The following is a 26,050-nucleotide window of genomic DNA, read 5'->3' as shown; positions in this document are numbered from 1 at the left end:
TCTCTCAATGGTCGAATGCGTTCGCTGACGATACAACACTAACGGCGGCATTACTGGATAGGCTTCTTCATCACTCACACATCGTACAAATCAGCGGAGAAAGCTATCGATTACGAGGAAAAAAGGCGGCTGGAACCATACCAACTGTACTAGAAAATCTATCTGAAAGTAGAAGTTAATTACGTGGGTGGGTCAGTTTTACTTCGGCGATAACGTCGATAAGTGGGTCAATTTTAAACTGGCGTTGACAGGGTCGTGCGCCTTCAACAATCACAAGTGTGTTTAACCGCTTTAAAGCTGCAATGAATCGTGCGGTTGAGTGGGAGCTCCTCGAAGGGCATAACCTTGATAAAGTGAAGCTTATCAAAAGAGATAATACTTTGGTTCGTTACCTCTCTAAAGAGCAAGAGTCCGCACTATTTGAACAAATACAACAGCGTGATGAGCGTTTGAGGCAAGAGCAATACAATAGAACGAATGTGATGCCAACAGAGCGTTACATTGATTATTTCGAACCTTTGATTGTCATGGCGGTGAATACTGGTATGCGAAAAGGTGAAATGCTCTCGTTGAGTTGGGATCATGTCTCAATGGAGAACCGTTATCTAACGATTAGTTCAGAGAATGCTAAGTCGAAGAAGAAACGGACGATTCCGCTTAACGATACGCTATATAACATGCTCGAAACTTGGCGCGACCAACATCCCGATACTGAACATGTTTTAGTTCATATGGGTAAAGCCATCGATTATTTTCAGCATCCTTGGGAGCAAACCTTGAAGGGAGCAAAAATTGAGAACTTTCGGTTTCACGACTTACGTCATCATTTTGCCAGTAAGCTTGTTATGGCTGGAGTTGATTTAAATATCGTCCGTGAATTATTGGGACACTCAGATTTAAAAATGACACTCCGCTATGCTCATTTAGCCCCAGAGCAAAAAGCCGCAGCGATAAGCTTGATAGGCTAATCAATATTTGTTTGTGTGCCTGAAATGTGATGTTACAAAACGCATGGTAAATCATTGAGCTTAATGATCTAAGCAATGAGACGGAATAGTTTCCTTATGGCAATATTCACCACAATTTTTTAGTTGTGAGGAAACCATGCGCCCATTTTTATCTTTGTTATTAGTTTCACTTTTGTCTGGCTGTGCCGCGTCTGTCGATATAATCCACCCGGAGCCTAGAGTCGTAGAGAATCGTTTTATGACCGATAAAGGGTATGATTACGCTTGGACAAGAGTGGTTGATTGGTTTGCTGAACACCATATCACAATCGATAAACTGGATAAGCAATCGGGTATTGTTACAGCTAAGCACAGGTTAACCGTAGATAATGGTGAAGCTTTATGTGGTCAAGTCGTAGGGACTGGTACATATCAAATCCTGAGTTCTGATAGAACAATATCTTTGAATGTGTTGGTTCGTGAACAAGAGGATAACTCTGCTACTGTGCAAATGAACCTGAACGGCGAAATAGTGGTTCGTGCTCGCAATTGGGATACTGGAGCTAACATCAGTACGAGGGGGCATTGTGTGAGTACAGGTAAACTTGAAAGGTCACTATCAACATATGTAAATTAATGTAGCCTTCGGGTTTTCCATGCCTAGCCATTGGTTGTGACCTTGTTGCATACTGTTGTTAATTACAGTATTTTGGTGGTCGTATTTAGTAGCAAGGAGTGCTAAAAGTGACCCTAATTCAACGTCAGTTTATCAGGCTTGAAGAGATCTCAAATAAAACGCACTTAACCAAATGGGATGTGTTGGGGGCGATTGAAGAGGGGAACCTTCAATTGTGTGCTTGGGTTGATGAAACCAATTTTGGAGCACTATTTAGATTAGATGGGCAAAGAGTTGTCGCTGCTGTATTCGATTATGTAGGGGTTGTAAAACTTACCCCTCAGGATTCCAAGCGGTTTGCTATTACTTTGAAAAAGCATAGCACTAATGTTTGCGCTGTTCTTCAACCGTCGAATATTCGCAATTGGCGTTCGGTTCCTCAAGTGTTTGGTAAACCCGATGTGTTAAATATCCATTATTCAGAGACAATGCCGCCAAAGGCTAAACAGGGTACTGCCGCCTATACAAAGCTTGCTGTTGTACCGAATTTTGCTAGCAGCGTGCATAAGTTTTGTGGGCTTTACGCCGACCTTTATCCATCTGAATCTCAGTCTACGTCAGTTCAAAACCTGCTCAATGAGCATCCTGTAAATAAATCTTATCTAAAAAGCTATCCCATTCAAATTCAACCAGAGTATTTAAGGTTGAACCTAGATGACATTGCTAAAGTGTTTGGTCATGAGTCAATCCGAGCTTTTAACGCTCCAACGAAGGAAAGACAGGTTGCTCAGTGCAATTCTAATGCGTTAGCTCAACCGTTAGGCAACGCTCAAGGCAGTGCTGTAACGCATTACGTTAACCCTAACGTTAATGCTTCAACGGTTACCAATAACCGGTTGAATTCGGTTAAACCAACGGTTAGCAGCGTTAAGTTAACCGAAGGTGCGAGTGCTAAAATAAGTGCTCCAACCGCGAATTCATTGGCTGGAGCGTTGGATTTAACGCACCCCGTGTCTCAAATTGTCTATCGAGTCCTGCAAGATCACCCTCAGATTAGGGCGGGTAAGGTGTGGAATTTAATCAGACAAGATGTGAATCAACACACTAACCGCCACTATGATACGGACGCTGTGATTGATGAGATGACCCAAGATGGCATGAGTTGGTTTGGTAAAGGGGATACAGAAAATAGAATGTCTTACCTGTCGTTTAGAAAGAACATCGTCGCGGATGTGAATGCAGTTTTAAAAAGGGCAAAATAAAACGTCGTCGTGAGCGTCGTCGATTTCGTCATATGCCGTTTTGAGTCGATAAATTTGAATCTCCATCAACACAAAGAGATTTCAATATGTCAGACGTTAACATTGATAAACGAGCATACACAGAGCAAGAAACAGCGACGTACATCGGTATGAGCCGTTCTTTTTTACGCCAAAGCAGGATGGAAGGACACCGAAAGAATCGAACGGTCGCGCCACCTTTTATCAAGATTGGTCGAGCGGTTCGATATTTAAAGCAGGATTTAGACCGTTGGTTAGAGAGTCACAGAAAGCTCGATAACCTAGTTCAAGGAGGTGATTACTATGGTTAATCTTACTCCTGAACAAATTACGCTGCTTGCGTGGATGAAAGACGGCAATAAATTTAATCGCTGCTCAGACTATGGTCCACAAAATGGTGTCATACGTGAGCGCCGAAAAATGCCAATTAAACTCCACCTCAAAACATTGGATAAGCTGCTTCAACACGGTTTGATTCAATATAAGTCTTATCACACGTTTGGTTTACGGTGGGATGAGTTTCGAATTACTTCGAAGGGGAGGTTGGCGGTATGCTAGACGTTATCAACCTTACTTCGGTTGATAGAGATGACAAAGCCTTTGTTCAGCAAAGGCTTTGTTGCTTTCCCGAAGCGATTCAACGAATACTACTCACAGAGTATCTTTCCCACTCCAGCAAATTTGCACGAAATAGTTATTTAAGAGTGACGGTGGATGCCATTAGTCGCAAGCTCTCTATCCCATTGGCAGAGTTAAAGCTTAATGTGTCAGAAGATGACTTGAGAGAGCAATCTAAGCACTATGCTCAGTCTGCTTTAACGCTTAGACGACAATACTTGAACGACTCGCTAGCGATTGACAGCGTTCGTTCTTTGGTGCGTTCCCGTGGTGTTAATCCCGCACTCAGTTTCAGCCTCACAGGTGAGCTTGCTCGATATGGTGATAAGAACTGGTGGTTGAGAAAATTAAGGAAAGCACTCAGGCAGAATATTGAAGCTGTGCTTCACCACCTGAACCAAGTAAACAAAAAGAAAAGCCTTTATTGCTCTAACCCAACACTCAACGCTCGAATCGCGCAAAAGCAATATCAGCAGGAGTGGCTTGCCAATACGATTGCGACAAATGAACTAGGACAAAGCTTTTCGTTACTCGAACTCAGTCAGAAGGGCGTTGCCGATCCTAAAATCCGTAAAGGTGAGCTTATGATGCGAGCAAGAGGTTTTGAAGACCTAGCAAAAAGTATGAACCATGAAGCTGCTTTCCTGACTTTAACGTGCCCATCAAAATATCACCGTGCTTACGCGACATCAGGACACGAAAACCCAAAGTGGGGCGGGTTTACACCGCTGGACGGACAGAGGTATCTAAACAAGCAATGGGTGCTGGTTCGCTCAAAGCTGAATCGTTTGGGTGTACGTTTTTATGGGTTTCGAGTCGTCGAGCCTCAACACGATGGCACACCGCATTGGCACTTGCTTTTGTTTGTTGAAGCAAACCAATATCAAACGTTAATTGAAGTGATGAAGGATTATGCGCTTAGAGAAGACAGTGATGAGAAGGGAGCGAGTAAGCATCGTTTCACTGAAGTAAAAATAGACCCAGCTAAGGGCAGTGCGACGGGTTACATCGCTAAATATATTTCTAAGAATATCGACGGTGCGGATTTAGATTCTGGTATCTATGGTGAAGATCCATTAGATGCGGCTGCCAGGGTAGATGCGTGGGCATCATGTTGGGGCATTCGCCAGTTTCAACAGTTAGGCGGTTGTTCTATCACGGTATGGCGTGAACTTCGTCGATTGAAGAGTACGCAAAACCTTCCTGAGCAGGTTAAGGCTATTTTTGAGGCTGCCGACAAGGGAGATTGGAAAGGCTTCTTAGAGTTGATGGGAGGCGTATTCTGTCATCGAAAAGAGCAGTTAGTGCAGCCTTACTATGAGCTAAGTGTTGATACTAATACAGGGGTGGTGAAAACGACAGCGTACAGTGACGAGGAGTTAACGACGGTACTCAAGGGAGTGTTTGCTATTGGGGAAGCGATTGTGACTCGCTCGATGCAGTGGCGCTTTGAATCAAAGCTCGCGCGAGCTTTTTAACTTGGAGTTCTGTGAATAACTGTATTTTTAACCGATATTTAATCAAGCTAGGTAATTAGCTTCAAGATAGTCCAGATTGACGATGCTCTAACAAAAAACTTACTGGCAGTTGATACTCTTTTTATATCAGAGTTAAACCTAAATAATGCCCAGAAATGGCTTTTAGGTGTGTATTTCAATCAACAGTGGAGAAAGCATGTTTAACGCAGTTCGTGGATGGTTTGGTGAGAAGAAAACAGCAGTCAATATGTGGGTGTCACTCAATACGAACACTTACCAACGATTTCATGACGTATATATTCCTACCTTCAATGGTACAGCGCAAATCGACCACTTGCTGATATCGCCATTTGGGGTGTTTATTGTTGAAACGAAAAACTTCAAAGGCTGGGTTTTTGGTGACGAAAAAGCAGCTCAGTGGACTCAATCTCTTTACGGGAAAAAGTATCGTTTTCAAAACCCGTTAAGGCAAACTTACCGCCAAAAGAAAGCGTTAGCTGCGTATTTTGATATTGATGAACAGTTAATCAAAACCGTGGTGTACTTTACTGGTGATTGTGAGCTTAAAACAGAGTTGCCCGCGAATGTTCTAGACCGTGGGTTAGGGCGGCATATTAAACGTTTTAAGAATGTTGTTTTATCTGAAAATGAAATGGATGGTTTGCTGCGTAAAGTACATCAACATACTGATACCTGCACCACTACCAACCGCCAGCATGTTAAAGCACTTCGTTCTCGCCATAATTCAACGGATGCGTGCCCAAAATGTGGTTCTGAGCTTGTTGAGCGAGTCGCTCGTAGTGGTGCGAATGCAGGGAATAAATTTCTAGGCTGTAATAGCTTTCCAAAATGTCGATTTATTAAGAGTTAACCATGTCTAATCATTTTGCTACCGTTTATATACTTGAGAATCCTACATCGAATAGAGTAAAAGTAGGGCTTACTGGTATAGGGCGTAATGAGCCTGATGGGCGCCTTAAAGATGTTAATGATAAGTGGTTGTCGATAAAAGCGACCTGTCAGATATGTGGGAGTCGACGAAAGATCACTCGAGAAAGGCTGATTCCCGAGCATGTGACAAATGGACGAATCTGTTATGGGGGGATGCGCTTACCTTTTGAAAAAGAAACAAAACTTGCGCGGAACCACTTGAATGAATTGAATGTCCAGCTTAGTAGTTTATCTGGCACGGCCAAAAGCTCTGTCACTAGACAGATTAATTCCCTTGAGAAGCGTTTACGTATTTTTAGCGATTACGAGCAACCAAGGGGGCTTTGGTACATTAATACACTATATCGCACTAAATGTGCTGAGATAGTAGAGAAGAAAGCCCATGAAAGGTTATCAAAGTGTCTAGACCATTCAGCTCCTTTTGGTGAGGTTTTTCACTGTTCAGTAGCGGACGCAAGATTGGCGATAGAGGGTATTCTGGAGAATATGGAGATTGATGACGTGAGTAAAGAGATAGGGTTTGCATACACGTCATTTGATTTTGGACAATGCCCGATCTGTGATAATAATTTGACAAAAGCAGGGATTTGCCCGAACTGCACTCAAATACGACTAGACAATTTATAAGCTCACTTTTATAAGGATCTGACCCCAACATTTCTCCTAGTACAGCTTTATGTCGATTTAGCCTTGTTTTCATTAACACTTTTTGGGCTGAGTGATTGCCTAATATTTCTCGAGTGTGATAATTACGATATATACAACTAGTTTTGCATGAGTGGTTATATGCGAGAAAAAGAGAAAATTGCGCTGTTTATCGACGCGGATAATGCTCCTTCAGCCAAAATAGAAGAAGTACTATCTGAGTTGGCACGATACGGCGTAGTCAATATTAGGAAAGCTTACGGTAATTGGACGAACCCAACCCTTAAATCTTGGCAAGAAGTACTCCACGAATTTGCGATTCAGCCGGTTCAGCAATTTGACCTCATAAAGGGCAAAAATGCGACTGACATGGCTTTGGTTATCGATGTAATGGACATTCTTTATACTAAAGATATAGACGTTATATGCTTAGTTTCATCTGATTGTGATTTTACGCCTTTGGTTACACGCGCACTAGCTGATGGGAAGTTTGTCATCGGTTTTGGGGAGCGGAAAGCCGTTCTTCCATTTGTTAACAGTTGCTCACGTTTTCTCTATCTAGACGATGATAAAGAAGAGCAACCAGTTCAGAAGAAAGCTGGAAACATCAAAGGTGACACACGCCTCATTAATTTATTGAGGCAGGCCATAGAAGCAGTAGAAGAAGACGACGGTTGGGCCATGCTCGGGCCGATAGGCACTCATATATCTAACCATGCTTCGTTTGATCAGAGAAACTATGGGTTTAAAAAGTTAAGTGACCTATTTCAATCTATCGATCTGTTTGAAATGAAAAAGACAAATAGTTCAGTTTTATGGGTTCGGGATAAAAAGAAAACAAAGAAGTTAGCCTGTAAATGAGCAAATGGTTTTTGTTAATAGAAGAGAAGAAGGGTAATTTCTCTACCATGCTTATGCCCCAATGTGAGTTACGAAGAGTGCTAAAGGATAGGTTATATTACTTTGCAGTAATGTATAACAGTTCGGAACATCATATCCTTAAAATGTCACAAGGCTCTCCATACCATTGAATCGAGTACCAGTCACATGCGTACTGCTAAGAATTTACGATAACTGGGTTTAAGTATTGATAAAAAAAGAAAAAATGGCTATTGTGATGTTAGATTTGATGGTGTGGATTCTAAGGGTAGTGAGAATCCAAGTTTATATATTCAGTTGGTCTTAAATACACAACATTACTATGCATAAACATGATCGAAACAAAGTAGTTTTTCATTCTAAACAAGATATGTCTGGTGGATATTACTTATCCAAAGGAGAAGCTATTTTGAAGAGTGAGTTTAAACGAAAACCAAATAACATTAATGATGTACTAGAGCTATATAATATAAAACTCTACATCGATAATGATGTTTACTTAAAAAACTGGTCAAAAACTGAGATCGAAACATTCAGAGAAAGAGTGCGTGAATATGGTAGTTATGTTGGTGGCTTTATATCTAAAATTAATGATGATAATATTTTAGCCTATTATAAAGAATTAATGTTCGAGTATGTAGAAACCTTTTGGCTATTAATTAACAACCAAAAAGTATTCAAAAAAGTCTCATTTGATAAAATAGAAATAATTTTAAATCAAAACCCGAATCAAATAAGAACACTTCTTAGACACAAAGGATTAGTAGATCGGTATAATGATGTCCTTCGTGATTTCTTGTTATCCTACCAACAAAGCGCTGAGATATTACTTTCAATATATGAGGTGGAAAAAGACTTCAATCATGTAGAGTTATTTTTGCCAAAGAGCCTAACAAAAGATGAAAAAGAGCATATCATTTCTGAATATATAGACTCAAAAGACCTTAATACCAACTACTTACCGATAATACAGAACTCAAAAAAGCACTCAGACTTTAGGGTATCAGACAAAACTCGATTAAAAGCAAGGCGAAAATATCAAGAAGAAACCAATAAGTACTTCAGTGAAAAATCTAATGATTCTGTGATGAAGTACGGAGTCTCTATTTGTTACCCTGAAAACGCCTCAGAAATTAAAAGAGGTAAACTCGAAAACTCTATAGTTCATTACGAATACAGCTTAGATTATATTAGGGAGAACCAGCACCCTTATCTGCTTTATTTGAATTTCAAGCTGCTCTTTGAATATTTAGATCATCAAAATAGAATTAATTTAATTAGTAAGCCTAGTCAACTTGGTGTTATGGAAAGATTTACGGGGGTACGATCAAAAAATGAATATTTATGCGGAATTTCATTTAACCAGTATCAAATGACATCTCAAGCTCAGATATTCACTTATTCAAATGTATTAAACACACTTGATATTTCTTTAGAAGAAGTACTTAAGTTTATTTACACATCTCTTTTTGCTGATAAATATGGTTTTGCTATTAATGCCAATCTAACCATGCCAACTGCAAGTGCTTCAGCCCTGGAAAAGGTTAGGTCATTAGCACCTGAGTTAGAATCAGTACTTAAACAATATAAATTGTTCGTTGAAGAAAATGAGATAGATTTTGAGCTTTTACAAATGTCATCTAGTCCAAGCTCTATGAAAGATATCCCTAGTTTAAATGAAAACAAGTACGTCTATATTAACAAAAGTAATCAGGAAGCAGTCTCGTGTTCAAATCTGTTTTTCTCAGATCAAACATTATTAGCATATGTGGAGCCATTCATCGAAAATAGATATCAAACTTTTTTTGATCTTTTACAAAATGAAGGTAATATTTACCTCCACAACTATGAAGAGCATCAAATTAACAACCTTAAGTATTTGATAGAAAAGATGTATATATTCATAGATGAAGACAATTGCATACAAGTCACTAATAGGTACAGACTTTTAATATTAAAAGACTTATATGATAATGAATTTTCCTCATTTTATCACTACCCTGATGAAGTACAAAAAGAAGCAATCAAAATGTCTGGAGAAGGTTTAATATCTATCGATAGTTCTCTTCTTTCAAAACCAGAGCAAGATTATTTTAACTATTATCTCAATAAAAGTGAGTTCACCAATGGTTTAGATCTAAGGAATAGTTACCTACATGGGACTCAGGCTAATCCATCTGAAACTGTTCTTCATGAAAATTGCTATTTGATTTACCTAAAACTGCTCACTCTAATTTTGATGAAAATTGAAGATGATCTGTTCATCCATCAAATTAAAATGAAAGGCTAACAAAGGTTTAACTATGAATAACCGAGCTGCAAAACGATAATTCTGAAGGTATGTATTAGGGCTTTAGAACTAGCTCATTTTTGTCCAGAATCTCGCTGGTTGGAGGGTGTAACACGAAAATGCCCCTTTATGCGTTAGAGTAGAAGCGCTCTAATCCCTCAAAGCTGTGGTTTTGCCCAACCAAAACTTATCCGAAACGCGAACTTTATCGGAATAGTGACATTAGATTAACCTCAGCAATCTAACTCACACCTTTTATCGATAAGCTACTGATTTTTAATTGATATTATTTTCTTAAAAAGGCATTATGGTGGAGTTAAAAAACGGCTTTTAGTCGCTGAATAGCGTTACATTTTTTGGTAAGTATGATGGAAGTAACAAGCTTTATAGTAAAACATATAGCGGTAGTTTTGCCTGCTGCTGTTGGTGTATCAACATTGATTGGTAAGTATTGGTTTGATAAATCTTTACAAAAGCATAAACAAGCATTTGAAAAAGATATCAAAGAAAGCGACGCAAACAATGCGAAGAAAATTAAAGAACTAGATAATAAACATGCAGCAAGCATGAAAGCTCTAGATGAAAAACATGCGCTGGAAATGAAAAGAACTGAGCGTTTTTTTTCTATATCTCAATCGACCTTTGAAAAACTCTTTGATAAGAAAGTAAATGTATATAATAGGTTGTTAATGGTGAGTCTTGAATTTAAAAAGTTCAATTCTGAAAACGGATTTAATGAGGTCTTCGAGTATCAGTTTGATTCATGCCTAAACTACGTCAATATCCTAAAGAAAGAGATAGAAGATAATCGTTTGTACTTGTCCGACTCATTAGTTAATGACTTTAATTTTTGGTATGTAAAAGCGGCACCATTCTATCTTCGCTTGGATACGATTGAGATCAATATTCGACGTAATAACAGTGATAATGAGCATATAGGAACGATAATTTCTGAAGCTCAAGAAGAGGAAATTAGAGAGATGCTAATTGAGACTAATGACGCTCTAAATAATATCTTTAATCAAATTGAGGCTGATGCATCTGCTTTTCGAAAAAGCATGCATATCATTTAGTGCCTGCAAAAAACTTTACAAACTGTTTAAGAGTGATTCGCAATGCGTGGCATTTTTACTATTCGCTGCGTTTATTTTTTTTTAGAGAGAATTGTGGAAAAATTACTAAATATATTTGGCTATTACAAAAGAAAGCCCAAGAGCACTAGCCCTTCAATTATTACGTATAGGGAGCCTCAATCCCCCGAAGAAAACACTCGAAAATTGAAAGAAATCGTAGCAGAGGGAAATAAGTGGTTTAGGGCTAGAACGCAGGAGTCCAACGCTAAAACTGGTATGTTTTTTAGTATTGTTCTTCTCATTGAATTCAAGCTAAGTCATCTACTAGTGTGCATTGAGCCTGATATCAAAGGTGCGATGTTAGGTAAGAAAATTGATACTTTTAAGTCCTTTATTAATATTTATGACTTTGAGGATGCGAGTGAGAAGAAAGAGGCTAGGGAGTTGTTACCTGCCCTGCATGAAATAAAGAATATTCGAAATAAGCTCGCTCACGACCTCATGAAATCAAATATTGAGATCAAAGAACTTCCTAGGACTATGGCTTATGTCCGAAAACGAGATAAAGACTTTGTTAAGGATGTTCTCGGTAAAATCGAAGATGATGGTGAAAAATCCTGTGTGTTGTTGGCTAAGTTCGGCTTCATGTTTTCAGTAGAACTGGCACATTTAGCTATAACAGTAGATCTGTAGCCCAACATATACAGAATTTAAGAGAGATTCTCAATGCTTGGCATTTTCAGTCTAACGTTGGGTTTTGTGTGAAAAGTACCATCAAAACTGGACTCTAAGTTGAGCGATTTTCAGTTTTGCCATACCTGAATTAATTCATGTAATGCTAATGTTAGATTTTCTGAAACTGATTTATGTCCAAAAATGAGTTTCAAGAGTGGGGGGGGACAAATTAGAGGCTATTCGTCCCGAAAGATGAATCTCAACCTATATGCTTTTTAGCTACATATTTGCTACATGAAAACAAGGATTTTAAGCTAAGTTGCTGAATTTAATTAACTTAGCTATAAGTTGTTGCGCATTAAGCAGGCGTTATATGCCTCTTGAGTTTTGATGAATAAAAGGAATTTCAATGATTTTAAATCATGTCTCCGTTGGAGTTAAAAATATCGAATCAGCAGTGAATTTCTACGACGCTGTGTTTGAAACTCTATCTATTAATCGAACGCACCTAATTGAAGGTGTCGCGGCAGCTTACGGTACCAACTTCGAGTTTTGGGTTGGTCTACCGTCGGAAGGTTATGCGTCAAATGGTAATGGAACTCACATAGCCTTTAATGCTTGCAATCAAGAGGCAGTTGATAACTTTTACGCAATAGCCGTTAAGTTAGGTGCAATATGCGAAGGGAAGCCCGGTTTACGTCCGGAGTATGGAGAAAGCTACTACGCTGCTTTCGTCCGAGACCTTGATGGTAACAAGATAGAAGCGGTTTCAATGTAGTAAGTCGTAAGGCATATAACAAATGCTTCAAGTGGATTCGTAACGCTTGGCAATTTTGGTGTAACTGTCGGCTTATGTGTTTACGGTGGTCAATTTAAGTTTGGTGGTGCGTCACTCACCACTTAAGCAGGCGTTAAATTACAAGGATAGTTTTGTGGAAATCAAGGAAGTAAATTCGATCTCAGGTCTAGTTGACCAATTAAATCTACTGTTAGCCGATTGCATCAATAGCGGAGCGTCTGTCGGTTTCTTAACTCCTGTTGATGAAAACGAAGTGAAATCATATTGGTCGTCCGTTGAATCAGATCTTGAGTCGGGTACGAGAAGGGTGTTTGTTGCGTATGACGGTGAAAGTGTAATTGGTGCTGTTCAACTCTCGCTATGTTCTAAGCCTAATGGTTCGCATCGAGGTGAAGTTGAAAAATTAATGGTTCATACGGATGCGCGAGGAAAAGGTATTAGTAAAAAGCTAATGTCACTGATGGAAGATGTAGCAACTGAAATAGGGTTGTCATTGCTTGTACTCGATACACGTTTAGGTGATGTCGCTTCTTCGTTATATCGAACTATTGGCTATACTGAAGCAGGTCAAATTCCTCAGTTTGCACGAAGCTCTACAGGTGAGCTAGAAGGCACAGTTTACTTCTTCAAAATATTGTAATTTAACAAAGCGTTTAAGACGGATTCCCAACGCATGGCGTTTTCGGCTTACTTCAATTTAAGTGTTTATGTCACAATGGTTTAGGTAGGGTGGTTAGCGTTGCTCACCACTTAACGCGGCGTTATGTGATTATAAATTTCGGAGACTAGGTTTTGAAAGAAGTAGAAGTTTTATATTCATTGTTGGCCAAAGAAGTTGAAAGTCTAAATAGCAAATTGAGCAAAACGCTAATTCTAAATCAGCAAGATAAAGTCAAGAAGCACATCAGTTTGAGTGGAGCAAATGGTCGGTTATGGGTTTCGCCATCGACAGGTGGATACGATGTTTCAGTCAGTGGTATTTCACTTGAACGAACACTTCTTCCTGTGCTGACAGCATACTTTAATAGAGATCCTGATGGCTATAAGCAGAAAAACTCAAATAAAGGCTTATTACGTCAACCTTACTGGCGAACGAATAACTTTGGCGATGTTCAGTATGCTTGCGAACTGTATGCAAATACTTCTGGTTAAACATCACATAACAAATTGTTCAAGCAGACAGCTAACGTTTGGCGCTTTTGGTTTGAATTGAGTTTAGTGATTACGATGGCTTTGTTTGGGTACAGTGGTAGTTAGCTGCTACTTAACAAGGCGTTATGCCTTTTGGGAGAAAATATGCAGTTTTACAAAGCAGATGAGTATCAGGCGTCATGTGAAAATCTATATCGTAAGTACGAGCTTAAGATAGCCGCTTTACTTCCAGAGGCAATAATTGAGCATATTGGAGCTTCTTCTATACCTAATGCTGTATCTAAGGGAGACCTAGACATACTTGTTTGTGTTAACGGTAGCGAGCTAGAAAAATCAGTGAGGTTACTTTCTACGTTAGGTTTCAAGGAAAAATCCAATACGTTGAGAACTCCAGAGCTTTGTATGTTAGAACATAGCTCAGGTGAAGATGTCGCTTTTCAAGTCGTAGCGAAGGGTGCAGAATTTGACTTCTTTATGAGGTTTAGGGACAAGCTCCGTGAAAGTCCTGTGTTGGTTCAACAATACAATGAACTCAAAATATCTTGTACAGGTTGGGCTCACGAAGAGTATCGTCGAAAAAAGTCAGATTTTATTGAGCACGTGTTAGGACAGGCATAACAAATTGTTCAAGCAGACAGCTAACAGTTGGCGATTTTGGTTTGGTTGAGTTCAGTGATTATGGTGGTTTTGTTTGAGTGCGGTGGTAGTTAGCTGCTACTTAACAAGGCGTTAGCCGCTTATGTATAAATCATGACAGTGGAGGTTGAAAAAAATGAATGAAAAGGAAGTCTATTTATCCGCGATGGAAAATCGAGAACGAATTGATTTTTCATTAAAAGGTATCGAGCAATATGATTTGTTGCTAGCTGCTTATAGTAGCTGTGGTGATGGCTTTGCAAATGCTGTTGGCTATTGCCTTCAAATCAGAGAAGGTGATGGAGAGGTTGGTTCCGATAATCAAGTTTTCTTACGTCATGCCGATGGCTCTATTCGAGTTCATCATCAGCAAGCCTTTTATCGTGTTGCTGATGAAGACAAAGCTCAAGTGTTATCACTTTTCAAAATTACACCGAAAGATGAGGGTAGTGATCTTGAATTAACCTGTCCAAATGGAATCAATGAAGTGGGTTTCAGGGTCAAATTAAGAAATGACTGCTACTCATAGTCAGCGGCTAACAAGCGCTTTAAGCCGACAACCAACGCGTGGCATTTTTGGTTGCAGGGAGTTTAGTGATTACGGTGTTTTGCTTTGGCTCCGCATTGCGTTGGTTGCAGCTTAAGCGGGCGTTAGCTTTCACGGTTTAGTTTATTGGTGTACGGGTTCATCGTTCTAGCTTTACACCTGTTCTTTAGTGGTAACCTCACATCTCTCGTGTGCTTTTTCTTTGCTACTGAGTTATTTACGCTTAATTGAAAATTGGCGTATGTGGTTGTTGGCTTAGTGGCAAACTTTGAGTTGCCTCTGAGTTTCGTCAACTCAGGCTACGAATTTTTGGACGGTTCAACTCTGTCCCGTCATGTTGGTCATTGGTTTTGAGGTGAGAGCGTTACTTCAACATCTTGGTGAGCAACGTAGGCATTATCGCACGAAAAAGCTAACAAACTGCTTAAGTGGACGCCATAAGCTTGGCGGTTTTGGTTTGAAGTTAAGTGCGCTTGGCAAGTTAATTGTCAGCGCCACTTAGCAGGGCGTTAGGCATCTGAGTACCTCACTCTTTATCGCTGAATTCGGGCTAAGTTAGATCAATGTTCAAAGTGAAAGTAAGAAATTGAAGGTACAGCTATAACTTAAACTGTCGAGTTATAGCTGTATGCCAGTAGTTACCATTCAATAATTAAAGTAGGGTCATTAACAAAGCCATTTTCATTTACAATGTCAAAAGTTGTAGATATAGGATTTGAATTTTTGGTATTAGCAGCGTTGGGGGATTCTGTGAATTCAATGAAACTTATCGTAATACCTTGTTCTCCAGTAGGGTTTACTTTGACGTTGTTGTCAAAGTAAACATTTTTTTGAGCGTCGGTAAAATGAAACCAGTTTTGATCAGCTAGAGGGTAGTTGTTCGGAGATTGAAAATAGAGCTTACTTCCACGCTTAATATTGCTAACTGTCAATACTGCATTGTTATCATAGCCATCACCTTTTAACGTACAGTTGCTTGCTGTAACAGTAATATATCGGTTCAATTTAAATGCTGTACTATTTGTTATGTTTCGGTTTGCAGTTGCTGTCGTCATTTTTGAATGTCCTTTGCATATGTTTACTTTGAAACACCGTAGACGCTGTGTTTCACTTAAAGTTAATTAGATTAAAAATAATGTAATCGAGATAATATTAGGTGGTAATCAGGTGGAGAGTTATTACAAGTGTATTACATGAAAATATAATATGAAGGTTGAAATAAATAAGTAGTCTGATAATTTTAGGAGAAATACAAGGGGCTAAGTAAATCGTTACCAAGATGCCTAACAAGCACTTCAAGTTGATTCGTAACGCTTGGCGGTTTTGGTGGGAATTTTGGTTTGTGTGACTACGGTTTAAAATTTGGCTTCAGTGGTGCGTAACTCACAACTTAAGCGGGCGTTAGGTTTAAGTGCATAATTCCAATTTATATAGGCTTGTACGTAATATGCAAAATAAAAAACTCCCCATAATTTTTCCTATTTCATTAATTGGTTTTCCATTATTTAGTGCAGCGGTTCTGATTTCGAGCGGGTTAATTGGAAATCTGGAGGATAAAGTAACGTATATATTAATAATGAGTGCTTTTTTGTTAACGTTGCTGTTCGCAATGACTTGCATTATGTTCTCTTTTTATACTTTATTTTCGTTTTGGAGGGAGTTAACTGGGCCACAAAAGTTAAAGTATGGTTTGATTACTGTTCTTACGAACGTGATGGGGGCATATATAATTAGTAAGCTTTGGCTTGCTATTAACATAAACCCGTATTCATTGTTTAATAAAAAACTAATAGGTATATTTTCAGCATTTTTTATTTTTTTTATATTTATTGCAATCTCAATAGCTATACTCATTGCTGAAAAAAGTTATTGAAATAAACCTAACAAGTTGCTTAAACGGAACTAAAGCAGTTGGTTATCGCTGCGCGATTTTAACCAACCATTTTAGTCCGCTTAGCAAGGCGTTAGTTGGCCTTTAAGTTTGATGGGTGTTTTTATTTCAAATGTAATATTGCGAATACGTATTGCGTAGTGGAATACTGGAATATAGTTGCCTTGGTAGCGTGTTACATTGAAAGTTTGCTGAGTTAACGCATTCAGCCAGGATAGCGGTATTTGTCGCTAATAGAGTTTTAACTTTTATAAAAACCAAAAGCTTAAAACACATTAGCTTGGAGCTGTGTTAAACATGGCTTCATTGAGTGTTTAACTTTCGCATTAAGTTTGGAAACACTTTACTCAACTTGGTCAATAGTTTCTGTTTGGCTTTGGGTTATCAATTACCGATTGGTTTGCAAATCAATTGGTGGCGGTAGCGTTGTTTGCCGGCATCAACTAACAAGGCATTTAAATCGGACAATAAAACAGTTCGGCATTTTTGCAAAAACAAAGGCGCAAAAATGTCGCCCAATTTTCTTGCCGTTTAATGCGGCGTTAGGTTTAAATAAGTATATTTCTAGTTATGAGTAATAAGAAGAAAAGAAATCTTGTAAAAAGAGAGCGAAAATTAAAGCTTCGTGAAGAGCTTAAACTTCAAAACAAAATTTATGTTAATGTTTTAGAAAGGAACTCTGTCACAGTATTAGGTCAAGCATTTCTTTTTTTGTTTGGTATTGGTTTAAACTTTAATTCTGTGAAGGGTTTGAAAGTTAAAACATTTTTAATGTCATGGTTAGGGAAAGGACAGTTTATAAAATTTGGTTCACTATTTTTAATTAAAAAAACTATTGCTTTAGGTTTTGTGGTTAGTGGTTTATCTTTTGTCGTCGGATATTATCAAAAACGATTATCTTTGATTCCAATTGCAGAATCTCATTTTGATAAAGTAGTGTTTTATCCTGGGTTGATATTCAATCGAAGAGTTGAAATAACTAAAAATAACATATCTGAATTTAAATATCGAAAGTTAAAATATGATGTTAAGTTTTACATATATATAAAAAGGCAAAGCAAGCCGATATCATTTAAAATTAGCCTGAGTGATAAGAGCTTGGATGAAATACTTGGCTACTGTGAAAACCATGTATTTAGTTGTATTCAAAAATATTAAACCTAACAAGTTGCTTAAACGGAACTAAAACAGTTGGCCATCGCTTCGCGATTATAGCCAACCATTTTAGTCCGCTTAGCAAGGCGTTAGCTTTCACGGTTTAGTTTATTGGTGTATGGGTTCATCGTTCTAGCTTTACATCTGTTCTTTAGTGGTAACCTCACATTTCTCGCGTGCTTTTTCTTTGCTACTGAGTGAGTTACGCTTAATTTAAAATTGGCGCATGTGGTTGTTGGCTTAGTGGCAAACTTTGAGTTGCCTCTGAGTTTCGTCAACTCGGGCTACGAACTTTTGGACAGTTCAACTCTGTCCCGTCATGTTTGTCATTGGTTTTGAGGGGAGAGCGTTACTTCAAAATCTTGGTTAGCAACGCAGGCATTATCGCACGAAAAAGCTAACAAACTGCTAAAGTGGACGCCATAAGCTTGGCGGTTTTGGTTTGAAGTTAAGTGCGCTTGGCAAGTTAATCGTTAGCGCCACTTAGCAGGGCGTTAGGTGAATCGGGAAGCATTGATGAAAATAAGTAAATCAAATCCACATCAAATCGTTAAAAATCAGCATATATTTCCCAGTCAATCTCTAGTTAGGTTTTACGACGGTTCTCGAACTATTGGTGTCGCTTGTAAAGACGGATCTAAAGCCTTTCGGACCAAAGCTAATAATAGTGTTTTTTGCGTCAATAGAATATGGAATGAACATGCAGAAAGCGTAAGCATGAAAGCTATTGAGGATGAATATCAGAATGTTGTTGAGAAGATTTTAAAGGGACATGATTTAAACTCAGATGAGCATTTAGCAATAACTAAGATGTATGCTCTATGGAAGTATCGAAGTGAGTTACTAACAAGAGTTGAGCCTAATGTTGTTATCCAAAGCTCAGAAGGTATTACTGAACAAGATGAGGCAGAGAGGCTGGAAAAGGCAGGTCTTTACTTTTCCTTCAAAGGTGTATTTTCGTCCCAAATGATGGCTGGTCTTGGGGGCCCTTATGCCATTAAAAAAACGTGTCTGACTCTAGGTGAAGATACGCGGTGGGGAGTTTTGAGTGCTATTGGTGGGGAATTCGTGATACCTGATTTATGTCCTGACTTAGTGGTAATTCCAATGACTCCAGTGCAACTCCTGACTGCTAGAAAGGCTAATAAATATGCGGGTCTCGATATAGTTAATGAGTTTAATGATTATTTCATTAAATCTAGTAAGAGCCGCTATTACTATAGGTAAAACGGAATTCACCTAACAAACTGTTTAAGAGTGATTCGCAACGCGTGGCATTTTCACTATGCGTTGGTTTTAGTGTTTAAGGTGGTATGCGGCAGCTTCGGTATTGCGTTGCTCACCCCTTAACAGGGCGTTAGTTGCCTTATCGATTTCGGAGAATAAATGGAAGTCATCATCGAACAAGAAATTGCGTTGCACGAATTCGAAATCCGACAAGATAAAGCAGAAATTGAGCGACTTATCCATCCAGACTTTAGAGAAGTTGGTAGATCAGGCAATAGCTACGACTTCAAATCAATTGTTCGAATGATGGAAATGGAGAAACCATCAAACGTGCAGATACACTCCCAGAATTATGAATGTGTCGCATTAGAACCAACGGTTCAACTGTTGACCTATGAAACCGCATTAATCGATGACAGTGGCCAAGCTAGTAGCTTCACAAAACGCAGCTCAATTTGGGTTCTTGCCGAAGAGTTGTGGCAGCTTAAATATCATCAAGGTACGCCATGTGACATATTGGAGATAAATGTATCGCGCAAGGGCAACTAACAAACTGCTCAAGTGGACGCCATAAGCTTGGCGGTTTTGGTTTGAAGTTAAGTGCGCTTGACAAGTTAGTCGTTTGCGCCACTTAGCAGGGCGTTATGCTGCCCATCGTCTTTTGTACTGTCTAATGTGTCATTAAATATCTCAGCTATTGTGATTTTTATCTTGGTTTTGAACCCTCATGCACAGACGAGGAAGAATTCGTACATAAAAAGTATGGTATTTAAAATATAATGCCTTGAATGTGTAGTTGCATATAAGTTCACGAACAGAGGTATATCTAGTGAGCGGGAAAGTTCCTTATCAACATTTAAATGTGTTTCTTGTAAAGGATGAATACAAAGCGCTTCCACTTCATAAGTTCTTAAAGGCAAACGCTAATTTCAACACTTATGAATTAAAGCAATCCTTGGACATTTCAGGAAAGTTCTTTGTTAGAGAGCAGAGTGACAGTAAGCCTAAGTGGACGAAATTTGCTGAATCATTAACGGGTACAACGATAGAAGAGCTTTATAATCGTACAAGCTCAGCAGTTCTAGTCATAAAAAGCACTAATGCTACAATGGCTTTTACTTTTGGTTATGGTCGACACATGTTGGACACGAGTTATTTCGTGAGCGACTTCGGTATAAAAACAGCCCTAAATATTCTAAATCATGACAGTTTACGTAGTGTTGATTTGATAACTTTGGACGATCAAGCTGTTCAAAAAAAAGCTCAAGCAGCACGTGAGACTGGTGTTGAAGTCTTCGGTATCGATATATCAAAAGACCTCCTTCGTGGTGTTACAGGCTCGCCAAAAGGTGGAGTTGGTTTATTTAATATCTCTGGTTGTGGTACCACTTTTTCCTTTGGAAAAAGTGTAAAAGTTGAAGATATTCCAGATTTAGTCGATGTAATTTTCGACCATTATAAGAGTGACGCGTACCAAGCATCATTCTCATGGGTAGACAATATCCGTAGACTTAAAGAACCAGCGGATATACAGCCATTGGACGATAGACTGTTATCTGAGATTAACAACAATAGTTCCAATGTAATTATCACAATTCCAGAGATGATGGACTGGGATCAGGTCTTTGGTTTTAGCTTTACACGAAGTAAATCGAATATTAAACCGACAATCGAGAGTCATGAGTACTACGCTAATCTAGATTTATCAAGTCTGTCTGTTGATGATTTGAAACGAGATAAGTTGTTCGTCTTCGATCAACAACTAGAAGAAACTGAGTTCAAAGTATACAACTGTATGTACTTTGAAATTAAAGAAAACAGTAAAACCTATATTTTGTTTTCTGGTGATTGGTATGAAATTGAATCAAGCTTTATATCGATAATCGATGGCATATTGGCGAAAATCAAAACCTGTGCTTTATCATTTCCTGAAGTCTTCACTTGGACCGGGACTGACTCCAAGAATAGAGTCGTTGAGAAAATAGAAAGTGAGGGTGACTATAATGAGCGAGCAGCGCAACTCAACGGCTACTATGTTTTAGACAAGAAGCTAGTTAAAAGCGATCGAACGACTACATCTATTGAGTTGTGCGACTTGTTGACACCTAGTAATCAGTTTATACACGTGAAGCATAGAAAAGGCGGTTCAGCAGGTTTAAGCCATTTGTTTGCACAAGGAAATGTCTCTGCGGAAATTATGCTAGGAGATCGAAATTTTAGAAAGCAGGCTAGAAAAGTTCTCCGAAGCGTATCAAGTGCGATAGCAGACACAGTGCCGCTTGATAATATTCAGAGCTCTAATATGGAAATCGTATTCCTAGTCTTAGGAGAGGACTCGTCGACTCTCAAAGATAACCTGCCTTTTTTTAGTAAAGTGAATCTAACTAAAACCTACGAGAACTTGAGCCAGAGAGGTTTTAAAGTATCGATAGCGGGTGTAGGTACAGTTACGAAGCCATAAAACCGGCAGCATAACAATCTGTTTAAGAGTGACTCGCAACGCTTGGCAGTTTTGCTATGCGTTGCGTTAAGTGTTTAAGGCGGTATGCGGGAGCATCGGTATTGCGTTGCTCACACCTTAACAGGGCGTTATGTTTCAGGGTGCATTATTTTTGAAATTTTTATCAGGATGATTATGAAAAGAAACTTGAATGAATTAACTAAGAAATATACTGATATGGTTGGCGAAGAAATGGAGGTGTCATCAAACCAATTAAATGATTTTTCTATGGAAAACATCAGTGATGTTGATGATGTTTCAGTTTATTTTAAGAATATTGAAAATGAGATTGTTAAAAAAATATCCGAAGCTGATGTGATTGTTGGGTGTGTTGCCTGGCTAACATCAGAGCCAATTCTCGAAGAGCTATGCAAGAAAGATGGAGCTTCGATTATTGTACAGAAAGAAGATTTTTTAAGGCCAGACTCAGGGCAGGTTCAAGCTAATAAAACGTTACTACAAAGACTCTATAACTCTGTTAATGAAGTTATTTTTAATTACGATTTTTATTCAGAGGGAGGTTGTGCGCTTGGAGTGCAGCAGAAAGGTAGGCTAATGTATTCTGAACGAGATGCTAGTCGTCACTATTTTGGCTTTAGGTGCATCGGTCAAATGAAAAGTGAAGATGAATATACCTTGCCTCGTATGCATCATAAGTTTTTGGTGTTTTGTCGGCGCATCGATGAAACTAAGTCCGCTGAATCTTCAAATCTAAAACCTTATGCGGTTTGGACTGGTTCTTATAATATGACTGCAAACGCCACTCATTCCCTTGAAAATGGAATGTATATCAAATCCGAACGACTATCCCAACAGTATTTTCAGGAGTGGAAAGAGCTAATTATGGTTTCCGAACCTTTAGATTGGGAATCTGAATATTGTGCGCCTGACCTAGAGTTTTGTGTCCCTACCATTATGAGTTAATAGACACATAACAAACGCTTCAAGTTGATTCGTTACGCTTGGCGGTTTCGGTATGAATTTTGGTTTGTGTGATTACAGTTTAAAATTTGGCTTCTGCGGTGCGTAACTCACAACTTAAGCAGGCGTTATGTTGCTCCAAAGCTCACATTCAATTTCATAATTAGGAACACACATTAAATGATTCGAAATTTCTATACTTGCGATAAGGAAGTAGATAAAAACAGCCATGGCGGCGATGGTTCGATAGATATCTATCGAGCATTTAGGCGCAAAGATTTTGACGGTGCTTGGGATTTCGCTATTCGAGTTGTAATGCCTGCCGGAAGCTCAATGGGCGGCCATCGCCATGAAGATGATGAGGAAATGTACATCATCTTAAAAGGTGAAGGCACGATGATAATTGAAGGCGAAGAACACAAAGTTTCTTCAGGCGATATGATAGTAAATAAACGGTTTGGCACTCATGGTTTAGTTAATACGTCAGACCAAGAAATCGAGCTGCTAATTATCCAAGCTAGTCAGAAGTAAAGCATCATAACAATTTGTTCAAGCAGACAGCTAACAGTCGGCGATTTTGGTTTGATTTGGGTTTCGTGATTACGGTGGCTTTGTTTGGGTGCAGTGGCAGTTAGCTGCTACTTAACAAGGCGTTATGTTTCCATTCAATCACGGAGGATAGATGAACATAGAAAGAAGATTAGCAGAACTTGGCTTGGAGTTACCTCAAGCCAGTGATCCGCAAGGTAGTTATTGTAATTGCGTTCGAACAGGCAATTTACTTTATGTCTCAGGAAAAGGTCCAGTAGCTGGTTTAAGTGTCGTACCCAGAGGTAAGCTTGGCCGGGAATATACCACAGAAGAAGGATATGCTTTAGCTAAAGCAACTGGCTTAGATATATTAGCTGCATTAAAGCTAGAGTTAGGTTCATTGGATAAAGTTAACCAAGTCGTCAAGCTTCAAGGTTTCGTAAACGCCACAACTGACTTTGAACAACACCCTAAGGTGCTGGATGGTTGCTCAGATCTAATGGCAGAAGTTTTTGGTGAAAAAGGTGTGCATGCCCGCTCAGTTTTCGGTGCAACATCCGTGAGAGGTAATTTGCCAATTATAATTGACTCAATATTTGAAATTAAGGACTAGAAACATAACAAATTGTTCAAGCAGACAGCTAACGTTTGGCGATTTTGGTTTGGTTGGGTTTAGTGATTACGGTGGCTTTGTTTGAATGCAGTGGCAGTTAGCTGCTACTTAACAAGGCGTTAGGCGCGTATCAGAAAATGGAACATGGAGAGTAAATGGTAGTATATGGAGATTTGCAGTCTGGAAACTGCTTAAAGGTAAAATTAATTCTGTCATTCCTTGGCATCGAGCATCAATGGATTCATGTGAATATCTTAGAAAATGAGACTAAGACACCTGAGTTTTTAACCATTAATCCAAACGGCAAAATTCCGGCTGTAGTGTTAGACAATGGCAGTACACTTTGTGAATCAAATGCCATCTTAGGCTACTTCGCTGAAAGTACGGATTTCCTGCCCAATGACCGCTATAACAAAGCAAAAGTTTATGAGTGGCTTTTCTTTGAGCAGTATTCACATGAGCCATATATTGCAGTAGCAAGATTTATTCAAAAGTATCAAGGTATGCCGGAGAGTCGAGTAGATGAATTTAATTCGCTACAAGCTGGCGGTAATAAAGCTTTAGCGTTAATGGACGCTCAATTATCTAGAACAGTTTTTCTTGTCGGTGACAGACCAACCATCGCAGATATTGCTTTATATGCTTACACCCATGTTGCAGATGAAGGTGGTTTTAACCTATCGCACTATCCCAATGTTCAACGGTGGGTTGGCAGCATTGCAGCAATTGACGGCTATGTAGGTATGTCGTAACAACGCGCCTAACAAACGCTTCAAGTCGATTCGTAACGCTTGGCAGTTTTGGCGTCAATTTTGGTTTATGTGATTACGATGTCCAAATTAGGTTCAGTGGAGCGTCACTCACAACTTAAGCGGGCGTTATATTCTTGGGAGGAATTTCATGATTAGGGAAATCACAAAGTCAGATTTTGAGTCGTTTTGGCCAACCTTCGCTGAGGTTATTCTGGCTCAAGAAACCTATGCTTTCGACCCTGATATGACGCAAGAACAGGCGTTTGCCTTGTGGTGCCAGGCGCCATTAATAGCCTATGTATTCGTTGAAAATGATGAAGTTCTTGGTACTTATTATATTAAGCCGAATGCAATGGGGCCAAGCAATCATATCTGTAATTGTGGTTATATGGTATCAAGTGAAGCTAGAGGTAAAGGTATTGCTCGTCGCTTGTGTGAGCACTCGCAACAGAAAGCAATTGAGCTTGGCTTTGAAGCAATGCAATTTAACAGTGTTGTGTCTACGAATATAGTGGCAGTTAAACTGTGGGAAAAGCTTGGTTTCAGTATTATCGGGACGATCCCCAAGGCATATAAACATGCTCAGTTGGGGCTCGTTGATAGCTACGTCATGTACAAATGGCTACGAATATAACAAACGCTTCAAGTCGATTCGTAACGCTTGGCACTTTTGGTGTTAATCTAGGCTTATGTGATTACGGTGTCTAAGTAAAGTTTCGTGGAGCGCCACTCACAACTTAAGCGTGCGTTAGCGTGCAGGGGTATTGAAATCTTGGATGACATTGAAAAGGGTATCAGTCTATTCTTATTCTGAAGTCTATGTGAGGGTTAAAAATATGGCGCCAAGAAACTATTACACGTTACCTGAGATCGTGTTTTGTACTTACATTGCAAGGTTTGGTCGTAGTCATTTTGATGAAACCGATATTAATGATTTTAGCGGTCGTTCATTGCCATCAATTAAAATGAAAGTCCAGAATATTGCGTCGATGATAGATGAGGTTGGTTATAAGGCATCGAATCAAGTTAGTTTGCTTACTGGAAAAACAACTGGTGAAAAAGGGCGTAGAACCAATTGGGATGACGTTCAGTCTTTGTTAAACCTAAGCCAAAGTGAGTTGCTAGAGAAATGCAGTGAACTTGGTATAAAAGCGCGCTAACAAATTGTTCAAGCAGACAGCTAACGTTTGGCGATTTTGGTTTGGTTGAGTGTCGTGATTACGGTGGATTTGTTAGAGTGCAGTGGTAGTTAGCTGCTACTTAACAAGGCGTTAGCTTTCTCGGTTAAGTTCATTGGAGTAGTGGTTCGTCGTTCTAGCTTTACACCTGCTCGTTAGTGCCAAATCGCAAAGCCGCTCGTGCTGTTTCTTTTGCTTGGAAAGGGTGTTAATCGACTTTGATTATAGTGCACTTGGCAGTCAGCCTCAGCGCAAGAGCCGTAAGTTGCCTTTAAGTATCGCCATCTTTGGCAGCAAGTTGGTTGAAAGTTCAATGCTTCTGTATTTGGTACGTCGGCGGGGTCGGCTTTGGAGCGTTTCTTTGAAATCTTGGTGCCAAACGTCGGCTTCAGCGCACGGAAAAAGCTAACAAATTGCTCAAGAATGACGGCTAACCTTTGGCACTTTTGGTTCGGTTTGTTTTAGTGATTACGGTGGCTTTGTTTAGGTTTCGTGGCAGTTAGCCGCATCTTAGCAAGGCGTTAGCTCTCTTATGAATTTCATCACAAAGTCAAAAGTTGTGGTGGATTTGACGTTCTCGGTAGCAATTGATTCAGAGGGTATTATGAACACGAGGTTTTGCGAAAAATGTGGGAAGGACACTGAACACAAAGAGGCTATGAAGCAAAAGCCATCGAAATACGGCAAGTCCAAAAA

Annotated in this window: 29 protein-coding genes and 1 pseudogene; 29 read left to right on the top strand and 1 reads right to left on the bottom strand. The window is 39.2% G+C overall.

Annotated features, from left to right (window positions below; all coding sequences use genetic code 11):
- The 18 genes from L4D74_RS00430 to L4D74_RS00345 all read left to right on the top strand — a co-directional run.
- On the top strand, positions 1-179 hold a 179-nt coding region (locus tag L4D74_RS00430), incomplete at its 5' end, for an ATP-binding protein (protein ID WP_428750255.1).
- Positions 180-302: 123 nt separating this feature from the next.
- On the top strand, positions 303-968 hold the full coding sequence (locus L4D74_RS00425) for a tyrosine-type recombinase/integrase (RefSeq protein WP_428750254.1): 666 nt from the start codon (positions 303-305) through the stop codon (positions 966-968).
- Positions 969-1,104: 136 nt separating this feature from the next.
- Entirely contained in the window at positions 1,105-1,584 is a 480-nt protein-coding gene (locus L4D74_RS00420; RefSeq protein ID WP_428750253.1) for a hypothetical protein, read from the top strand.
- Positions 1,585-1,691: 107 nt separating this feature from the next.
- Complete coding sequence (locus tag L4D74_RS00415; RefSeq protein WP_428750252.1) at positions 1,692-2,825, top strand: hypothetical protein; 1,134 nt, start codon at positions 1,692-1,694, stop codon at positions 2,823-2,825.
- An 86-nt stretch (positions 2,826-2,911) separates the two neighbouring features.
- Positions 2,912-3,154 carry a helix-turn-helix transcriptional regulator gene (locus L4D74_RS00410; protein ID WP_428750251.1) on the top strand — a complete coding sequence of 81 codons (243 nt, stop codon included), beginning with the start codon at positions 2,912-2,914 and terminating at the stop codon, positions 3,152-3,154.
- Positions 3,147-3,401: a hypothetical protein gene (locus L4D74_RS00405; RefSeq protein WP_428750250.1), complete on the top strand. Its 255-nt coding sequence runs from the start codon at positions 3,147-3,149 to the stop codon at positions 3,399-3,401. Before L4D74_RS00410 ends, L4D74_RS00405 begins: the two co-directional genes overlap by 8 nt.
- Complete coding sequence (locus tag L4D74_RS00400) at positions 3,395-4,939, top strand: replication endonuclease (protein WP_428750249.1); 1,545 nt, start codon at positions 3,395-3,397, stop codon at positions 4,937-4,939. The genes L4D74_RS00405 and L4D74_RS00400 overlap by 7 nt, the downstream gene beginning before the upstream one ends.
- Before the next feature lie 196 nt (positions 4,940-5,135).
- Positions 5,136-5,810 carry a nuclease-related domain-containing protein gene (locus L4D74_RS00395; protein WP_428750248.1) on the top strand — a complete coding sequence of 225 codons (675 nt, stop codon included), beginning with the start codon at positions 5,136-5,138 and terminating at the stop codon, positions 5,808-5,810.
- Positions 5,811-5,812: 2 nt separating this feature from the next.
- Entirely contained in the window at positions 5,813-6,517 is a 705-nt protein-coding gene (locus L4D74_RS00390; protein WP_428750247.1) for a hypothetical protein, read from the top strand.
- Positions 6,518-6,676: 159 nt separating this feature from the next.
- A complete protein-coding gene (locus L4D74_RS00385; protein WP_428750246.1) occupies positions 6,677-7,396 on the top strand; it encodes an NYN domain-containing protein in 720 nt (239 codons plus the stop codon).
- A 340-nt stretch (positions 7,397-7,736) separates the two neighbouring features.
- On the top strand, positions 7,737-9,704 hold the full coding sequence (locus tag L4D74_RS00380; protein WP_428750245.1) for a hypothetical protein: 1,968 nt from the start codon (positions 7,737-7,739) through the stop codon (positions 9,702-9,704).
- Between the two features lie 365 nt (positions 9,705-10,069).
- Positions 10,070-10,777, top strand: a complete 708-nt coding sequence (locus tag L4D74_RS00375; RefSeq protein WP_428750244.1) for a hypothetical protein — start codon at positions 10,070-10,072, stop codon at positions 10,775-10,777.
- Positions 10,778-10,870: 93 nt separating this feature from the next.
- On the top strand, positions 10,871-11,470 hold the full coding sequence (locus L4D74_RS00370; RefSeq protein ID WP_114635273.1) for a hypothetical protein: 600 nt from the start codon (positions 10,871-10,873) through the stop codon (positions 11,468-11,470).
- A gap of 391 nt (positions 11,471-11,861) precedes the next feature.
- On the top strand, positions 11,862-12,230 hold the full coding sequence (locus L4D74_RS00365) for a VOC family protein (protein WP_428750243.1): 369 nt from the start codon (positions 11,862-11,864) through the stop codon (positions 12,228-12,230).
- 154 nt (positions 12,231-12,384) lie between these two features.
- Positions 12,385-12,891: a GNAT family N-acetyltransferase gene (locus L4D74_RS00360; RefSeq protein ID WP_194664182.1), complete on the top strand. Its 507-nt coding sequence runs from the start codon at positions 12,385-12,387 to the stop codon at positions 12,889-12,891.
- A gap of 152 nt (positions 12,892-13,043) precedes the next feature.
- Complete coding sequence (locus L4D74_RS00355; RefSeq protein WP_428750242.1) at positions 13,044-13,403, top strand: histidine kinase; 360 nt, start codon at positions 13,044-13,046, stop codon at positions 13,401-13,403.
- 144 nt (positions 13,404-13,547) lie between these two features.
- Positions 13,548-14,021, top strand: a complete 474-nt coding sequence (locus L4D74_RS00350) for a GrpB family protein (RefSeq protein ID WP_428750241.1) — start codon at positions 13,548-13,550, stop codon at positions 14,019-14,021.
- Between the two features lie 154 nt (positions 14,022-14,175).
- Complete coding sequence (locus L4D74_RS00345; RefSeq protein ID WP_428750240.1) at positions 14,176-14,568, top strand: hypothetical protein; 393 nt, start codon at positions 14,176-14,178, stop codon at positions 14,566-14,568.
- A gap of 656 nt (positions 14,569-15,224) precedes the next feature.
- Here the strand turns inward: L4D74_RS00345 and L4D74_RS00340 are convergent.
- Positions 15,225-15,641 (bottom strand): hypothetical protein, encoded by a 417-nt coding sequence (locus tag L4D74_RS00340; RefSeq protein WP_428750239.1) that lies wholly within the window; start codon positions 15,639-15,641, stop codon positions 15,225-15,227.
- A 1,406-nt stretch (positions 15,642-17,047) separates the two neighbouring features.
- Between L4D74_RS00340 and L4D74_RS00335 the strand changes: the two genes are divergently transcribed.
- From L4D74_RS00335 to L4D74_RS00285, 11 genes and pseudogenes are all read left to right on the top strand, one after another.
- Positions 17,048-17,635, top strand: a complete 588-nt coding sequence (locus L4D74_RS00335) for a hypothetical protein (protein ID WP_428750238.1) — start codon at positions 17,048-17,050, stop codon at positions 17,633-17,635.
- Between the two features lie 513 nt (positions 17,636-18,148).
- Complete coding sequence (locus L4D74_RS00330) at positions 18,149-18,859, top strand: hypothetical protein (protein ID WP_428750237.1); 711 nt, start codon at positions 18,149-18,151, stop codon at positions 18,857-18,859.
- A 159-nt stretch (positions 18,860-19,018) separates the two neighbouring features.
- The gene (locus L4D74_RS00325; protein ID WP_428750236.1) at positions 19,019-19,408 is read left to right on the top strand and encodes a nuclear transport factor 2 family protein; all 390 of its coding nucleotides are present in this window, start codon (positions 19,019-19,021) and stop codon (positions 19,406-19,408) included.
- A 280-nt stretch (positions 19,409-19,688) separates the two neighbouring features.
- A complete protein-coding gene (locus tag L4D74_RS00320; protein WP_428750235.1) occupies positions 19,689-21,320 on the top strand; it encodes a TIGR04141 family sporadically distributed protein in 1,632 nt (543 codons plus the stop codon).
- A gap of 174 nt (positions 21,321-21,494) precedes the next feature.
- Entirely contained in the window at positions 21,495-22,283 is a 789-nt protein-coding gene (locus L4D74_RS00315; protein WP_428750234.1) for a phospholipase D-like domain-containing protein, read from the top strand.
- A gap of 177 nt (positions 22,284-22,460) precedes the next feature.
- On the top strand, positions 22,461-22,811 hold the full coding sequence (locus tag L4D74_RS00310; protein ID WP_428750233.1) for a cupin domain-containing protein: 351 nt from the start codon (positions 22,461-22,463) through the stop codon (positions 22,809-22,811).
- A 151-nt stretch (positions 22,812-22,962) separates the two neighbouring features.
- A complete protein-coding gene (locus L4D74_RS00305; RefSeq protein ID WP_428750232.1) occupies positions 22,963-23,424 on the top strand; it encodes a RidA family protein in 462 nt (153 codons plus the stop codon).
- A 155-nt stretch (positions 23,425-23,579) separates the two neighbouring features.
- A complete protein-coding gene (locus tag L4D74_RS00300; RefSeq protein ID WP_428750231.1) occupies positions 23,580-24,176 on the top strand; it encodes a glutathione S-transferase family protein in 597 nt (198 codons plus the stop codon).
- 148 nt (positions 24,177-24,324) lie between these two features.
- Positions 24,325-24,810: a GNAT family N-acetyltransferase gene (locus tag L4D74_RS00295; protein ID WP_428750230.1), complete on the top strand. Its 486-nt coding sequence runs from the start codon at positions 24,325-24,327 to the stop codon at positions 24,808-24,810.
- A 202-nt stretch (positions 24,811-25,012) separates the two neighbouring features.
- Positions 25,013-25,336: a hypothetical protein gene (locus L4D74_RS00290; RefSeq protein ID WP_428750229.1), complete on the top strand. Its 324-nt coding sequence runs from the start codon at positions 25,013-25,015 to the stop codon at positions 25,334-25,336.
- Positions 25,337-25,886: 550 nt separating this feature from the next.
- Positions 25,887-26,050 (top strand): annotated as a pseudogene (locus L4D74_RS00285) (pullulanase); the annotation flags it as partial.

Origin of the sequence: Vibrio cionasavignyae (genome assembly GCF_050337155.1) — a bacterium.
In the GTDB taxonomy this organism is placed as follows: domain Bacteria; phylum Pseudomonadota; class Gammaproteobacteria; order Enterobacterales; family Vibrionaceae; genus Vibrio; species Vibrio nomapromontoriensis.
The sequence above is the reverse complement of the archived record's forward strand: the minus strand, read 5'-3'. Positions and strand labels throughout refer to the sequence as shown.

Excerpts from the sequence above, each read along its gene's own strand:
- L4D74_RS00425 (WP_428750254.1), top strand. The coding sequence starts at position 303 with ATGAATCGTGCGGTTGAGTGGGAGCTCCTCGAAGGGCATAACCTTGAT.
- L4D74_RS00420 (WP_428750253.1), top strand. The coding sequence starts at position 1,105 with ATGCGCCCATTTTTATCTTTGTTATTAGTTTCACTTTTGTCTGGCTGT.
- L4D74_RS00410 (WP_428750251.1), top strand. The coding sequence starts at position 2,912 with ATGTCAGACGTTAACATTGATAAACGAGCATACACAGAGCAAGAAACA.
- L4D74_RS00405 (WP_428750250.1), top strand. The coding sequence starts at position 3,147 with ATGGTTAATCTTACTCCTGAACAAATTACGCTGCTTGCGTGGATGAAA.
- L4D74_RS00400 (WP_428750249.1), top strand. The coding sequence starts at position 3,395 with ATGCTAGACGTTATCAACCTTACTTCGGTTGATAGAGATGACAAAGCC.
- L4D74_RS00395 (WP_428750248.1), top strand. The coding sequence starts at position 5,136 with ATGTTTAACGCAGTTCGTGGATGGTTTGGTGAGAAGAAAACAGCAGTC.
- L4D74_RS00390 (WP_428750247.1), top strand. The coding sequence starts at position 5,813 with ATGTCTAATCATTTTGCTACCGTTTATATACTTGAGAATCCTACATCG.
- L4D74_RS00385 (WP_428750246.1), top strand. The coding sequence starts at position 6,677 with ATGCGAGAAAAAGAGAAAATTGCGCTGTTTATCGACGCGGATAATGCT.
- L4D74_RS00380 (WP_428750245.1), top strand. The coding sequence starts at position 7,737 with ATGCATAAACATGATCGAAACAAAGTAGTTTTTCATTCTAAACAAGAT.
- L4D74_RS00375 (WP_428750244.1), top strand. The coding sequence starts at position 10,070 with ATGATGGAAGTAACAAGCTTTATAGTAAAACATATAGCGGTAGTTTTG.
- L4D74_RS00365 (WP_428750243.1), top strand. The coding sequence starts at position 11,862 with ATGATTTTAAATCATGTCTCCGTTGGAGTTAAAAATATCGAATCAGCA.
- L4D74_RS00350 (WP_428750241.1), top strand. The coding sequence starts at position 13,548 with ATGCAGTTTTACAAAGCAGATGAGTATCAGGCGTCATGTGAAAATCTA.
- L4D74_RS00345 (WP_428750240.1), top strand. The coding sequence starts at position 14,176 with ATGAATGAAAAGGAAGTCTATTTATCCGCGATGGAAAATCGAGAACGA.
- L4D74_RS00340 (WP_428750239.1), bottom strand. The coding sequence starts at position 15,641 with ATGACGACAGCAACTGCAAACCGAAACATAACAAATAGTACAGCATTT.
- L4D74_RS00335 (WP_428750238.1), top strand. The coding sequence starts at position 17,048 with ATGAGTAATAAGAAGAAAAGAAATCTTGTAAAAAGAGAGCGAAAATTA.
- L4D74_RS00330 (WP_428750237.1), top strand. The coding sequence starts at position 18,149 with ATGAAAATAAGTAAATCAAATCCACATCAAATCGTTAAAAATCAGCAT.
- L4D74_RS00325 (WP_428750236.1), top strand. The coding sequence starts at position 19,019 with ATGGAAGTCATCATCGAACAAGAAATTGCGTTGCACGAATTCGAAATC.
- L4D74_RS00315 (WP_428750234.1), top strand. The coding sequence starts at position 21,495 with ATGAAAAGAAACTTGAATGAATTAACTAAGAAATATACTGATATGGTT.
- L4D74_RS00310 (WP_428750233.1), top strand. The coding sequence starts at position 22,461 with ATGATTCGAAATTTCTATACTTGCGATAAGGAAGTAGATAAAAACAGC.
- L4D74_RS00305 (WP_428750232.1), top strand. The coding sequence starts at position 22,963 with ATGAACATAGAAAGAAGATTAGCAGAACTTGGCTTGGAGTTACCTCAA.
- L4D74_RS00300 (WP_428750231.1), top strand. The coding sequence starts at position 23,580 with ATGGTAGTATATGGAGATTTGCAGTCTGGAAACTGCTTAAAGGTAAAA.
- L4D74_RS00295 (WP_428750230.1), top strand. The coding sequence starts at position 24,325 with ATGATTAGGGAAATCACAAAGTCAGATTTTGAGTCGTTTTGGCCAACC.
- L4D74_RS00290 (WP_428750229.1), top strand. The coding sequence starts at position 25,013 with ATGGCGCCAAGAAACTATTACACGTTACCTGAGATCGTGTTTTGTACT.